Origin of the sequence: Pseudomonas sp. ICMP22404, assembly GCF_006227205.1 — a bacterium.
Classification (GTDB): domain Bacteria; phylum Pseudomonadota; class Gammaproteobacteria; order Pseudomonadales; family Pseudomonadaceae; genus Aquipseudomonas.
This window is the reverse complement of sequence record NZ_VCNG01000011.1, coordinates 1-13,352: the sequence shown is the minus strand read 5'-3', so window position 1 is coordinate 13,352 and position 13,352 is coordinate 1. Positions and strand designations below refer to the sequence as shown.

At 61.5% G+C, this 13,352-nt stretch carries 11 protein-coding genes; 7 read left to right on the top strand and 4 right to left on the bottom strand.

Annotated features, from left to right (window positions below; all coding sequences use genetic code 11):
• Positions 1-23: 23 nt before the first annotated feature.
• On the bottom strand, positions 24-824 hold the full coding sequence (tcdA, locus tag FGE05_RS18940) for a tRNA cyclic N6-threonylcarbamoyladenosine(37) synthase TcdA (protein WP_175385107.1): 801 nt from the start codon (positions 822-824) through the stop codon (positions 24-26).
• A 269-nt stretch (positions 825-1,093) separates the two neighbouring features.
• Here tcdA and dapE point away from each other — a divergent pair, with 269 nt between their 5' ends.
• The 3 genes from dapE (at position 1,094) to FGE05_RS18925 (ending at position 3,515) form a co-directional block, all read left to right on the top strand.
• A complete protein-coding gene (gene dapE / locus FGE05_RS18935) occupies positions 1,094-2,245 on the top strand; it encodes a succinyl-diaminopimelate desuccinylase (RefSeq protein ID WP_139647334.1) in 1,152 nt (383 codons plus the stop codon).
• Positions 2,245-3,054, top strand: coding sequence for a putative RNA methyltransferase (locus FGE05_RS18930; protein ID WP_139647332.1), 810 nt, complete (start codon positions 2,245-2,247; stop codon positions 3,052-3,054). The genes dapE and FGE05_RS18930 overlap by 1 nt, the downstream gene beginning before the upstream one ends.
• 83 nt (positions 3,055-3,137) lie before the next feature.
• Entirely contained in the window at positions 3,138-3,515 is a 378-nt protein-coding gene (locus FGE05_RS18925; RefSeq protein WP_024778998.1) for a hypothetical protein, read from the top strand.
• 148 nt (positions 3,516-3,663) lie between these two features.
• On the opposite strand, the gene FGE05_RS18920 is transcribed toward FGE05_RS18925, so the two are convergent.
• Positions 3,664-3,873, bottom strand: a complete 210-nt coding sequence (locus FGE05_RS18920) for a cold shock domain-containing protein (protein WP_003198198.1) — start codon at positions 3,871-3,873, stop codon at positions 3,664-3,666.
• Positions 3,874-4,099: 226 nt separating this feature from the next.
• Between FGE05_RS18920 and plsB the strand changes: the two genes are divergently transcribed.
• From plsB to FGE05_RS18905, 3 genes are read left to right on the top strand one after another with little or no spacing between them, the layout of a single operon-like run.
• The gene (gene plsB / locus FGE05_RS18915) at positions 4,100-6,601 is read left to right on the top strand and encodes a glycerol-3-phosphate 1-O-acyltransferase PlsB (protein ID WP_139647330.1); all 2,502 of its coding nucleotides are present in this window, start codon (positions 4,100-4,102) and stop codon (positions 6,599-6,601) included.
• 52 nt (positions 6,602-6,653) lie between these two features.
• Positions 6,654-7,052, top strand: coding sequence for a YbaY family lipoprotein (locus FGE05_RS18910; RefSeq protein WP_139647328.1), 399 nt, complete (start codon positions 6,654-6,656; stop codon positions 7,050-7,052).
• 30 nt (positions 7,053-7,082) lie between these two features.
• Positions 7,083-7,760, top strand: a complete 678-nt coding sequence (locus tag FGE05_RS18905) for a DUF4197 domain-containing protein (RefSeq protein WP_139647326.1) — start codon at positions 7,083-7,085, stop codon at positions 7,758-7,760.
• A gap of 264 nt (positions 7,761-8,024) precedes the next feature.
• Here the strand turns inward: FGE05_RS18905 and FGE05_RS18900 are convergent, their stop codons facing one another.
• Positions 8,025-11,090 (bottom strand): efflux RND transporter permease subunit, encoded by a 3,066-nt coding sequence (locus tag FGE05_RS18900; RefSeq protein WP_139647324.1) that lies wholly within the window; start codon positions 11,088-11,090, stop codon positions 8,025-8,027.
• A gap of 6 nt (positions 11,091-11,096) precedes the next feature.
• Positions 11,097-12,197 carry an efflux RND transporter periplasmic adaptor subunit gene (locus FGE05_RS18895; RefSeq protein ID WP_139647323.1) on the bottom strand — a complete coding sequence of 367 codons (1,101 nt, stop codon included), beginning with the start codon at positions 12,195-12,197 and terminating at the stop codon, positions 11,097-11,099.
• A 93-nt stretch (positions 12,198-12,290) separates the two neighbouring features.
• On the opposite strand from FGE05_RS18895, the gene FGE05_RS18890 reads away from it, so the two are divergent.
• Complete coding sequence (locus FGE05_RS18890) at positions 12,291-12,926, top strand: TetR/AcrR family transcriptional regulator (protein WP_139647321.1); 636 nt, start codon at positions 12,291-12,293, stop codon at positions 12,924-12,926.
• Positions 12,927-13,352: the final 426 nt, after the last annotated feature.

Sequence of the window (13,352 nt, the reverse complement as noted above, 5' to 3'; positions counted from 1 at the left end):
CCACGCAGAGCGTGGGAACGATCTCACGTCCTATCCGCCGGCCGCCGCACACCCGCGACAATCTTATCCACAGCCTTGGTCGCCGCGACCATGCCGAACGTCGCCGTCACCATCATCACCGCGCCAAACCCGCCGGCGCAGTCGAGCTTCACACCGTCGCCGACAAAACTCTTCTGCAAGCAGATGCTGCCGTCGGGTTTGGGGTAGCGCAGTTGCTCGGTGGAAAACACGCAGGGCACGCTGTAGTGACGGGTCACAGTGCGGGAAAAACCGTAGTCGCGGCGCAGGGTGGACCGTACTTTCGAAGCCAACGGATCGTTGAAGGTACGGTTCAGGTCGCAGACCTGGATCAGCGTCGGGTCGATCTGCCCGCCCGCGCCGCCGGTGGTGATAATCTGGATCTTGCGACGCTTGCACCAGGCGATCAGCGCAGCCTTGGCGTTGACACTGTCAATGCAGTCGATCACGCAGTCGATGTTCGGCGTGATGTATTCGGCCATGGTGTCGCGGGTGACGAAATCCGCCACGGCGTGCACCGTGCAATCGGGGTTGATCCCGCGCAGGCGTTCGGCCATCACCTCGACCTTGGGTTTGCCGACGGTGCTGTCCAGGGCGTGCAACTGACGGTTGGCGTTGCTGACGCAGACGTCGTCCAGGTCGAACAGCGAAATCTCGCCCACGCCACACCGGGCAATGGCTTCCGCTGCCCAGGAACCGACCCCGCCCACCCCGACAATCGCCACATGGGCCGCCCGCAGGCGCTCCAGGCCTTCGAGGCCATACAAACGGCCGATACCGGCAAACCGTGGATCTTCTGTACTCATGACCATTACCCCAAAAACCGGCGCGCATTATAGGGCACCAGAAAACCATTGTGGGAGCGAGCCTGCTCGCGATGGCGGTGCTTCAGTCAATATCACCGCCACTGATCCTCCGCCATCGCGAGCAGGCTCGCTCCCACAAGGTTTTGTGCTCCAACCGACAGACACCGGGGGCCAACGATTGCTGTTTTGCTATAAGATAACCGCCATTTTGCGGGAGGCTGCCCGCTTCAGCACTCGCCTTGCGCTCACACAATATTCCCGGAGTTTCCATGACGGCCCACGCCGACCTCTCGCCGACCCTGCAACTCGCCTGCGACCTGATCCGCCGTCCGTCCGTGACGCCGGTGGATGCCGATTGCCAGAAACTGATGATGCAGCGCCTGGGCGATGCAGGTTTCAAGCTCGAACCGATGCGCATCGAGGATGTGGATAACTTCTGGGCCAGTCACGGCAAGCATGACGGTCCGGTGCTGTGCTTCGCCGGGCACACCGATGTGGTGCCGACCGGTCCGGTGCAGGCCTGGCAGCTCGATCCGTTCGATGCGGTCATCGACGATGAGGGCATGCTCTGTGGCCGTGGCGCGGCCGACATGAAAGGCAGCCTCGCGGCGATGGTGGTGGCGGCCGAGCGGTTCGTCGCCGACTACCCGGACCACAAGGGCTCGATCACCTTCCTGATCACCAGTGATGAAGAAGGCCCGGCCCACCACGGTACCAAGGCTGTGGTCGAGCGCCTCAAGGCCCGTCAGGAGCGTCTGGACTGGTGCATCGTCGGCGAGCCGTCGAGCACCGCCCTGGTGGGTGACGTGGTCAAGAACGGCCGTCGCGGCTCCCTCGGTGCGAAGCTGACCGTGCGCGGCAAGCAAGGCCACGTGGCCTACCCGCATCTGGCGAAGAACCCGATCCACCTGGCGGCTCCGGCGCTGGCGGAACTGGCCGCCGAGCATTGGGACCATGGCAACGATTTCTTCCCGCCCACCAGTTTCCAGATCTCCAACCTCAACTCTGGCACCGGTGCGACCAACGTGATCCCGGGTGAGCTGGTGGCAGTGTTCAACTTCCGCTTCTCCACCGAATCCACCGTCGAAGGCCTGCAGCAGCGCGTCGCTGACATTCTCGACAAACATCAACTGGACTGGCACATCGACTGGGCCCTGTCCGGCCTGCCGTTCCTCACCGAGCCGGGCGCGCTGCTGGACGCCGTGTCGTCGAGCATCAAGGACGTAACCGGTCGCGAAACCCAGGCCTCCACCAGCGGCGGGACGTCCGACGGTCGTTTCATCGCCACCATGGGCACCCAAGTGGTGGAACTGGGCCCGGTCAACGCAACCATCCACCAGGTCAACGAACGCGTGCTGGCGGCCGATCTCGATGTACTCACCGAGATCTACTACAAGACGCTGATCAAGTTGCTCGCCTGATGCTCGCCTGCCCGATCTGCAGTGAGCCGCTGAACGCGGTGGACAACGGAGTGGCCTGCCCGGCCGGGCATCGGTTCGACCGCGCCCGCCAGGGCTACCTGAACCTGTTGCCGGTGCAGCACAAGAACAGCCGCGACCCCGGCGACAACCAGGCCATGGTCGAAGCCCGCCGCGACTTCCTCAACGCCGGGCACTACGCCCCTGTCGCCCGACGCCTGGCCGAGTTGGCGGCTGAACGCAGCCCCGGCCGCTGGCTGGACATCGGTTGTGGCGAGGGTTACTACACCGCACAAATCGCCGACGCACTGCCCGATGCCGATGGCTATGCCCTGGACATTTCCCGCGAGGCGGTCAAGCGCGCTTGCAAACGCAATCCACAGCTGACCTGGTTGATCGCCAGCATGGCGCGGGTGCCGCTGGCCGACGGCTGCTGCCAATTCCTGGCAAGCGTGTTCAGCCCGCTGGACTGGCAAGAGGCCAAGCGCCTGCTCAGCCCCGGTGGCGGCCTGATGAAAGTCGGCCCTACCCGCGGCCACCTGATGGAACTGCGCGAACGCTTGTACGACGAAGTGCGCGAGTACACCGATGACAAGCACCTGGCCCTGGTCCCTTCGGGCATGGCGCTGGAGCACAGTGAAACCCTGGAGTTCAAGCTGATACTCGAGAACGGCCAGGACCGTGCCAACCTGCTGGCGATGACGCCCCACGGCTGGCGCGCCAGTGCCGAGCGCCGCGCCAGCGTGATCGAACAGACCGAGCCGTTCGAAGTCACGGTGTCGATGCGCTACGATTATTTCGTTCTTCAATAACCTTTTGATTCCGGGTCCCGAGCCGTCGCTCGGGACCAGTTAAATCCGCGAATGGATTTTTCGAGACCGCAATGAGGACATCCATGCGCCAACCCGATATCGAGATTTACCTCAAAGACGCCGACGTCGACCACAAGGCCGTCGCCGCCTGGCTGACCCAGGCACTGGGCCCGTGCAGCGAATGGACCCAGAAAGGCCAGACCTACAAATGCAAGGCCGGCGACATCCCGGTGACCTGGCTGCCCAAGGCCGTTGGGAAATGGAACAGCCTGTACCTGGAAAGCGATCGGACCCCCTGGGATGACGACATCGCCTGCGCCCGTGCCGCATTCGCCGCACTGAATGTAGAAGTACGCTGCGCGCCCGGCTCGTGGGTGGAAGAGGAAGGTGAGGAATCGGCCGATCGCTGGATTCGCATCAGTGCTGATGGGGAAGAAGAGATTACCTGGAAGACGGCCTGACCCGGCTCAGATCCTCGACGGATCCAAATGTGGGAGCGAGCCTGCTCGCGATAGCGGTATGTCAGTCGATTATGTATTGCCTGATATACCGCTATCGCGAGCAGGCTCGCTCCCACAAGGGGTTTGCAGTGTTTTTTGGAGGAGTGGGTTACAGCCCCACCACATCCTCGGCCTGCAAGCCTTTCTGCCCTTCCACCACCGCATATTCGACCTGCTGGCCTTCGGTCAGTGAACGGTGGCCTTCGCCGCGGATCGCGCGGTAATGCACGAATACATCCGCCCCGCCTTCGCGCTGGATGAAGCCGTATCCCTTGGCGTCGTTGAACCACTTAACGCTGCCGGTTTCCCGTGCTGCCATGATGTTCACTCCCATTTTTATTTTTTGAGTCGGCTTTTCGAAAGAAAGCCGTACGAACTTTAGCCGCCGTGCAGCCTTCCATAAGGGAAGCCGTGGCAGACACCGGCCGAGTATATGACACTCGAGAAAACTCTCAACTGACTTTACTTCGGCGCTTTTTTGCCGATTTTCGGCGAATCCGGCACACTACCTGCCGCTTGATCTCATCCACTCATGCAGAAGCCGTATGACCCGCTCCCCGTTCCGCCGTCTTGTGTTTGGCACCCTGCGCCGGCTGTTGTACCTCTGGGTTCGCTCAGAGACGATCAACCAGTCGTCCTTCACCCTCAACCTCGACCGCAGCCGTCCGGTGTTCTACGTTCTGCAAGATCCGTCGCTGACCGACCTGGCGGTACTCGACACCGAGTGCACTAAAGCGGGCCTGCCCCGCCCGGTGTTGCCGGTGTCGGTGGGCAATCTGCTGGAGCCGGCGGCGTTCTTCTACCTGACGCCTGCGCCGGATTGGCTCGGGCGTCAGGACAAGCGCGGTGCGCCACCGACCCTGACGCGACTGGTCAATGTGCTGACCCACAATGCCGCCGAAGACGCGCAGATCATCCCGGTCAGCGTGTTCTGGGGCCAGTCGCCCGACAGCGAGTCCAGCCCATGGAAACTGCTGTTCGCCGACAGTTGGGCCGTCACCGGACGCCTGCGTCGCCTGTTGAGCATCATGATCCTGGGACGCAAGACCCGCGTGCAGTTCTCCGCGCCCATCCACCTGCAGGAATTGATCGAGCACGACAAAGGCCACGAACGCACCGTGCGCATGGCCCAGCGGATCCTGCGGGTGCATTTCCGCAACCTGAAGGCGGCGGTTATCGGCCCCGACATTTCCCACCGACGCAACCTGGTCAAGGGATTGGTGAACCAGCCATTAGTCAAGCAGGCGATTGCCGACGAGGCCGAGCGGGAAAAAATCTCGGCGGAAAAAGCCAAGGCCCAGGCCCTGCGCTACGGCAACGAAATCGCCTCGGACTACACCTATACCGCCATTCGTTTCCTGGAAGTGGTGCTGAGCTGGTTCTGGAACAAGATCTACGATGGCATCAAGGTCAACAATATCGAAGGCGTGCAAGACATCGCCCCAGGTCACGAGGTCATTTATGTGCCGTGCCACCGCAGCCACATCGATTACCTGCTGCTGTCGTACCTGCTGTTCCGCAATGGACTGACCCCACCGCATATCGCCGCCGGCATCAACCTCAACATGCCAGTGATCGGCAGCCTGCTGCGCCGTGGCGGGGCGTTCTTCATGCGCCGTACCTTCAAGGGCAACCCGCTCTACACCGCTGTATTCAACGAGTACCTGCACACGCTTTTCACCAAGGGCTTTCCGGTGGAGTACTTCGTCGAAGGAGGTCGTTCGCGCACCGGGCGCATGCTGCAACCCAAGACCGGCATGCTCGCCATCACCCTGCGCAGCTTTCTGCGCTCGTCGCGCACGCCCATCGTGTTCGTCCCGGTCTACATCGGTTATGAGCGAGTGCTGGAGGGCCGCACCTACCTGGGCGAGTTGCGCGGAGCCAGCAAGAAGAAGGAATCGATCTTCGACATCTTCAAGGTCATCGGTGCCCTCAAGCAACGCTTCGGCCAGGTGGCGGTGAACTTCGGCGAGCCGATCAAACTGACCGAATTCCTCGACGGCGAACAGCCGGATTGGCGCGAGCAGGAACTGGGGCCGCAATTCAAACCGGCCTGGCTCAACGCCACCACCCATCGCCTGGGTGAGCGCGTGGCCCGGCACCTGAACGAAGCCGCCGCCATCAATCCGGTCAATCTCGTGGCCCTGGCGCTGCTGTCCACCAGCCGCCTGGCGCTCGACGATCAGGCCATGGCCCGGGTGCTGGACCTGTACCTGGCGTTGCTGCGCAAAGTACCGTATTCGCCCCACACCACGCTGCCAGAGGGGGATGGCCGGGCGCTGATCGAACATGTGAAAGGCATGGACCTGCTGTCTGAACAGAACGATGCCCTGGGCAAGATCCTGTACCTGGATGAGCAGAATGCGGTGCTGATGACCTACTACCGCAACAACGTGCTGCACATATTCGCCCTACCGGCGTTGCTGGCGAGCTTTTTCCAGAGTGCCTCGCGCATGAGCCGCGAGCAGATCCTGCGCTATACCCGTGCTCTGTACCCGTACCTGCAATCGGAACTGTTCATTCGCTGGTCACTCGAGCAACTGGACGACGTGATCGACCAATGGCTCGAAGCGTTCGTCGAACAGGGTCTGCTGCGTTTCGAAAATGACCTGTACCTGCGTCCGGCGCCAAGTTCGCGGCACTTCGTGCTGCTGACACTGTTATCCAAAAGCATCGCCCAGGCCCTGCAACGCTTCTATATGACCGTCTCGCTGCTGCTCAACAGTGGCCAGAACAGCATCAGCGCCGAAGAGCTGGAAGACCTCTGCACGGTCATGGCCCAGCGCCTGTCGATTCTGCACGGCCTGAACGCGCCGGAGTTTTTCGACAAGACCCTGTTCCGCCATTTCATCCAGACGATGCTGGACCTTGACGTTCTGCGCAGGGATGAAGCTGGCAAGCTAAGCTATCACGAACTGCTGGGCGAACTGGCCGAAGGCGCCGCCAAACGGGTGCTGCCGGCGGAGATTCGTTTGTCGATCCGCCAAGTGGCGTTGCATCGCAGTGAAGATGCGGCGGATCAGGTTGCTCCGGTGACCCAGGATTGATTCCCATCGGCGCCAGGCTGTTTCCTGGCGCCCTCGAACAAGGAATTGCGCCATGAAAAAAATGACCCTGCTGACCATTGCCGCGCTGCTCGGCGCCTGCTCCAGCGCGCCGCTGGCGAGCAAGAACCACCTCGACGGCGAAGTGTTCTACCTGCAACGTATCGCCCTGCCGCCCACCGCGACCCTGAGCGTGAGCCTGCAAGATGTTTCACTGGCCGATGCTCCGGCGGTGGTGCTCGATCAGCAGAGCGGTCCGGTCAAAGGACAGGTCCCCCTGCCATTCCACCTCAGTTATGATCCGTCCCAGGTCAAGCCCGGCCATCGTTACGCCGTGAGTGCCCGCATCGAAGTAGACGGCCAGTTGATGTTCATCAGCACCGAACAACACACCGTGCAACTCGATGGCAAAGATCCGCAGCCGTTGAAGATCCGCGTCAACCCTGCCCGTTGATCCCTTTCAATTCATTTCAAGGACGCTGTCATGCTCCGCTCTACTCTACTGTTCGCCGGCCTTCTGGCCTGTGCCAATGCCATGGCCCTGTCCCTCGGTGACCTGTCGCAGAAAGATGCCACGGGTGGCCTCAAGGACGCTTTGACCCAGGGCGCTCAAGTGGCGGTCAAGCAACTGGGCACGCCAGGGGGATTCAGCAACAACCCGGAAGTGAAAATCGAACTGCCGGGCAAACTCGGTAAAGTCGCCAGCAAGATGAAAGCCTTCGGCATGGGTGATCAGGTCGATCAATTGGAAGCCAGCATGAACCAGGCAGCCGAGACGGCCGTGGTCCAGGCCCAGCCGATTCTGGTCAATGCCGTGAAGAACATGAGCGTGGACGATGCCAAGGGCATCTTGAGCGGTGGCAACGACTCGGCGACGCAGTACCTGAACAAGAGCAGCCGCGAGCAGATCCGCGCCAAGTTCCTGCCCATCGTCAAGCGAGCCACCGACAAGGTCGGCCTGGCGCAGAAATACAACGCCTTTGCCGGCCAGGCCGCGACGTTCGGTGTATTGGATGCCAAAAGCGCCAACGTCGAAAACTACGTGACCGAGCAGGCACTGGACGGCTTGTTCGAAATGATCGGCAAGCAGGAAGCCGCGATTCGCCAGAACCCGGCGGCCGCGGCCACCAGCCTGGCGAAGAAGGTATTTGGCAGCCTCTGAATGAGCTGAACAACGGTGGGAGCGAACCTGCTCGCGGTAGCCATTTCAGCCATGACCTCTTCGTTGGCTGTCATACCGCTATCGCGAGCAGGCTCGCTCCCACATTGCTTTGTGGTGGACGGCAAATCTGCGATCACCTCGGACCCTGTGGGAGCCGGGCTTGCCCGCGATGACGGTGGCACAAACAACATCGATGCAAGCTGATCCACCGCTTTCGCGAGCAAGCCCGCTCCCACAAAAAGATTGCTGTTCACAGCCTCTCAGTCAGGTTTTCTTGACCCTGAACCAAGCCGCATACAACGCCGGCAGGAACAGCAACGTCAACGCCGTCGCCACGATCAGCCCGCCCATGATCGCCACCGCCATCGGGCCGAAGAACAGGCTGCGCGACAGAGGGATCATTGCCAGCACTGCCGCCAGGGCTGTGAGCACGATCGGACGGAAGCGTCGCACCGTCGCTTCGATGATCGCCTGCCACGGCGTCAGCCCCGCCTCGATGTCCTGTTCGATCTGGTCCACCAGGATCACCGAGTTGCGCATGATCATCCCCGACAGGGCGATGGTGCCCAGCATGGCGACGAAACCGAACGGTTGGCGGAACACCAGCAGGAACAGCGTGACGCCAATCAGCCCCAGGGGCGCCGTCAGAAACACCATGGCCGTGCGTGAGAAACTGCGCAATTGCAGCATCAGCAGAGTCAGCACCACCACAATGAACAACGGTACCCCGGCGTTCACCGACTTCTGTCCTCGGGTCGAATCCTCGACCGTGCCACCGACCTCCAGCAGATAACCGTCCGGCAACTCCGCGCGAATCGGGTCCAGGGTCGGAAAGATCTGCTGCACCAGGGACGCCGGTTGTTCCTTGCCATAGATATCGGCCCGTACCGTCACGCTAGGCAGGCGGTTGCGATGCCAGATCACGCCCTCTTCGAAGCCGTACTCCAGCGTCGCGATCTGCGACAAGGCAACACTCTGGCCATTGTCGGTAGGCACCGCCAGGCTCGGCAACAGCGTCAGCTCGGTGCGCTCATGCACCGTGCCACGCAACAGGATCTCGATCAGTTCGTTGTCCTCCCGGTATTGGCTGACGCTGGAGCCGATGAGGGAACTCTGCAGGAACTTCGACAGGTCGGCGGTGCTCACGCCCAGGGCCCGGGCGCGCTCCTGGTCGACATTCAGGTACACGACCTTGCTCGGCTCTTCCCAATCCAGGTGCACGTTCGTCACGTAGGGGTTTTCGCGAACTTTCGTCGCGACTTTGCGCGCCAGGGCTCGGACTTTTTCAATGTGCTCGCCGGTCACCCGGAACTGTACCGGATACCCCACTGGCGGGCCGTTTTCCAGGCGCGTGACCCGGGAGCGCATCGTCGGAAACTGTTCGTTCAGGGTACTGATCAGCCAGCTGCGCAGGGGCTCGCGGTCTTCGATGGTCTTGGCCAACACCACGAACTGGGCAAAGCTCGGTGCCGGCAGTTGTTGATCCAGCGGCAGGTAGAAACGCGGTGAACCGGTGCCGACATAGGCCACGTAATTGTCGATGCCCGGGTGATCCTTGAGTAACGCCTCCAGGCGCTTGACCTGTTCTGCAGTGTTACTCAGGGACGCACCTTCTTGCAGCTTCAGATCGACCATCAGCTCCAGCCGTCCTGACGCAGGAAAGAACTGCTGCGGGACAAAACGAAACAGCATCACCGAGCCGATAAACAACAGCACGGTCAAGGCGATGACGGTTTTGCGCCGACGCACGCACCACTCCACCACCCGTCGGACCCGCTGGTAGAACGGCGTGCCGTAGGGGTCGGGCTGACCGTGGCCGGTGCCGTGCTTGGCGGCATGAATTTTTGCCAGGTCCGGCAGGAGCTTTTCCCCCAGGTAGGGCACGAACACCACAGCGGCCACCCAAGAGGCCAGCAATGCGAGGGTCACTACCTGGAAAATCGAACGGGTATATTCGCCAGTGCCCGATTGCGCTGTGGCGATGGGCAGGAACCCCGCCGCCGTGATCAGCGTACCGGTAAGCATCGGGAACGCCGTGCTCGTCCAGGCGTAGCTGGCCGCCTTGATCCGGTCGAAGCCCTGCTCCATCTTGATCGCCATCATCTCCACCGCAATGATCGCGTCATCCACCAGCAACCCGAGCGCCAGCACCAACGCACCGAGGGAAATCTTGTGCAAGCCGATCCCCAGGTAATACATCGCCGCGAAGGTCATCGCCAGTACCAGCGGAATCGCCAGGGCGACCACCATCCCAGTGCGCAGCCCCAGGGAAAAAAAGCTCACCAGCAGGACGATCGTCAGGGCCTCTACCAGCACCTGGACGAACTCACCGACGCCGGTCTTCACCGCCGCCGGCTGGTCCGACACCTTGCGCAATTGCATGCCGGCCGGCAGGTTGTTCTGGATCCGGGCAAACTCAGCTTCCAGCGCCTTGCCCAGGATCAGGATATCGCCCCCCTCCTTCATCGCCACGGCCAAACCAATGGCGTCTTCACCCATGAAGCGCATGCGTGGCGCCGGCGGTTCGTTGAAGCCGCGGCGCACGTCCGCCACATCGTCGATGCGGAATGTGCGATCGGCGACGCGGATCGGGAAGTTGCGGATCTCTTCTACCGTCTGGAAATTCCCCGACACCCGTAGCTGCAAACGCTCGCTACCGGTTTCAAAAAAGCCCGCTGTCGAGACTGCGTTCTGTTTTTCCAAAGCCTGTTGGACCGCTGACAAAGGCAGGCCGAGGGTGGCCAGCTTGACGTTCGACAGCTCGATCCAGATTTTCTCGTCCTGCAGACCGAGCAACTCGACCTTGCCCACATCCTTGACCCGTTGCAGCTGGATCTGGACACGGTCGGCGTAGTCCTTGAGCACACCGTAGTCGAAACCGTCACCGGTCAGGGCGTAGATATTGCCGAAGGTGGTACCGAACTCATCGTTGAAGAACGGCCCCTGGATACCCTGCGGCAAGGTATGGCGGATATCGTTGACCTTCTTGCGGATCTGGTACCACAGCTCGGGAATCTGCGCCGAATGCATGGAGTCCCGGGCCATGAAGGTCACCTGAGACTCGCCCGGACGGGAAAACGAAACGATCCTTTCGTAATCGCCGGTTTCCATCAGCTTCTTTTCGATGCGTTCGGTGACCTGGCGCGACACTTCTTCGGCCGTGGCCCCCGGCCAGTTGGTGCTGATGACCATGGCCTTGAAGGTGAACGGCGGGTCTTCGCTCTGACCCAGCTTGGTGTAGGAAAGTGCGCCGACGATGGCCAGCAACAGCATCAGGAACAGTACGATCTGGCGGTTACGCAACGCCCATTCGGAAAGATTGAAGCCCATCGGGGATTACTCCTTGGCCGCCAGGTTAACCACGCGGTTGGAGCGATCCACCGGCCGTACCTGCTGGCCATCGAGGAGCACATGCACGCCGGCCGCCACTACCCAGTCGTTGGCACTGAGGCCCTCAAGCACCGGGACGCTCTTCTCACCAAAGGCGCCGACTCGAACGGGGACCTTCTTCAAGGTGTTGTTGGCGTTGACCACCCAGACATAGGTCGCGCCGTTTTCAGCCGTCAGGGCTGACAGCGGTACCGACAACGGCACCTTGTCGACGGTCTGGATAAAGACCCGGGCGCTCTGGCCCAGCTCGGCCGGAACACTGCCTTCGGCGAATGCGACACGGGCAGCGAAGGTACGGGACTTGGGATCGGCGGCCGGCGAGAGTTCGCGAATATGCCCGCTGAAACGCTGGCCCGGCTGGCTCCACAGTTCGACCGAGACCGGCTGGCCGATCTTGAACCGGCCAAAACTCTGTTCCGGCAGACTGATCAGCACTTCACGCTCGCCGTCGGTCGCGAGGGTAAAGACGGTTTGCCCGGCTTGCACCACCTGCCCGACTTCCACCGAACGCCGGGCGACCACGCCATCCTGGGGCGCCCGCAACACCGAATAGCTGGCCTGATTGCTGGAGACGTCGAACTCCGCCTGGATCTGCTTGAGACGTGCGGCACCGGAGCGGTAGAGATTCTCGGCATTGTCGTACTGGGAACGGCTGACCATCTGCCGGTCCAGCAATTTCTTGTAGCGATCACGCTCGGCCCGCACCAGGTTCAGGTTGGCCTCGGCCGCGGCCACCTGGGCCCGGGTGGCTTCCAGTTGCAAGCGCACATCTTGGGGATCAAGTTCGGCCAGTGGTTGGTTGGCCTTGACCCGCTGCCCCTCTTCGACCAGTCGTCGGCTCACTTTACCGCCAATGCGAAAAGCCAGGTCCGGCTCAAAACGGGCCCGCACTTCGCCGGGGTAGCTGTCAGTGGCCTGGGCCGAAGGCTCTGGCTTCACGACCATGGCGGGGCGCACGGCGACCGGTACCGGTTCGTCATGACCACACGCAGATAATAAAAAAACCAGGCTGACTGGCAGGGCGAGGGGCAATGCGTGGCGCAACATGGCGGCAGACCTTTCGCTAATGGTGCTTGGAATAATTATACTGACGGGTATGGTATTAATAGCAAACTCACCAGTCCAGTATTAAAGCGAAGAATGTCGAACAATCTTTTACCCTCCAGCGGCCCCGGCCGTCCGAAGGACCTGGCCAAGCGCCAGGCCATTCTCGACGCCGCCAAACGGCTGTTTATAGAGTTGGGTTACGCCAATACCAGCATGGACACCGTTGCCACCGAGGCGGGCGTGTCGAAACTGACGGTCTACAGCCACTTCAATGACAAGGAAACGCTGTTCTCCGCTGCAGTGATTGCCAAGTGCGAAGAGCAAGTACCGCCGCTGTTCTTCGAGTGGCCGGACGGCGTGCCTATCGAACACGTGCTGTTGAACATCGCCCGCGGCTTTCACTTGTTGGTCAGCAGCGAAGAATCGGTGAACCTGCATCGGCTGATCATGGCCCTGGGCAGCCAGGACCCCAAGCTTTCGGCGATTTTCTACCAGGCCGGCCCCGAGCGGATGCTCTCAGGCATGGAGCGGTTGCTGGCCAAGGTCAACCAGAGCGGTGCCCTGTGCATCGAAAAACCCCGTCATGCGGCCGAACATTTCTTCTGCCTGATCAAGGGCGCGGCGAATTTCCGCTTGCTGTATGGCTGCGGCGCGCCGCTGGAGGCAGACGCGGCCGAGGAGCATGTGCAGGAGGTGGTGGGGTTGTTCATGCGGGCGTATCGGCCCTAGGTTTTCGGGGCCCGGAGCGGCCTTGATCGCGAGCAGGCTCGCTCCCACAGTGGATTGACGTTGCTCAAAACCCGTGGGAGCAAGGCTTGCCCGCGATGAAGTTTATGCGTTTAGCCCTGAAACCGAGGCGCCTTCGTCGCGAGCAAGCTTTGCTCCCACAGCTCAAGCCTTTGCACGGTGCCTTGCCCGGGCGCTTCCCACAGTGGAATGGCGTTGCTCAAATCCGTGGGAGCAAGGCTTGCCCGCGATGAAACTTATGCGTTTAGCCCTGAAACCGAGGCGCCTTCGTCGCGAGCAAGCTTTGCTCCCACAGCTCAAGCCTTTGCACGGTGCCTTGCGCGGGCGCTTCCCACAGTGGAATGGCGTTGCTCAAATCCGTGGGAGCAAGGCTTGCCCGCGATGAAGTTTATGCGTTTAGCCCTGAAA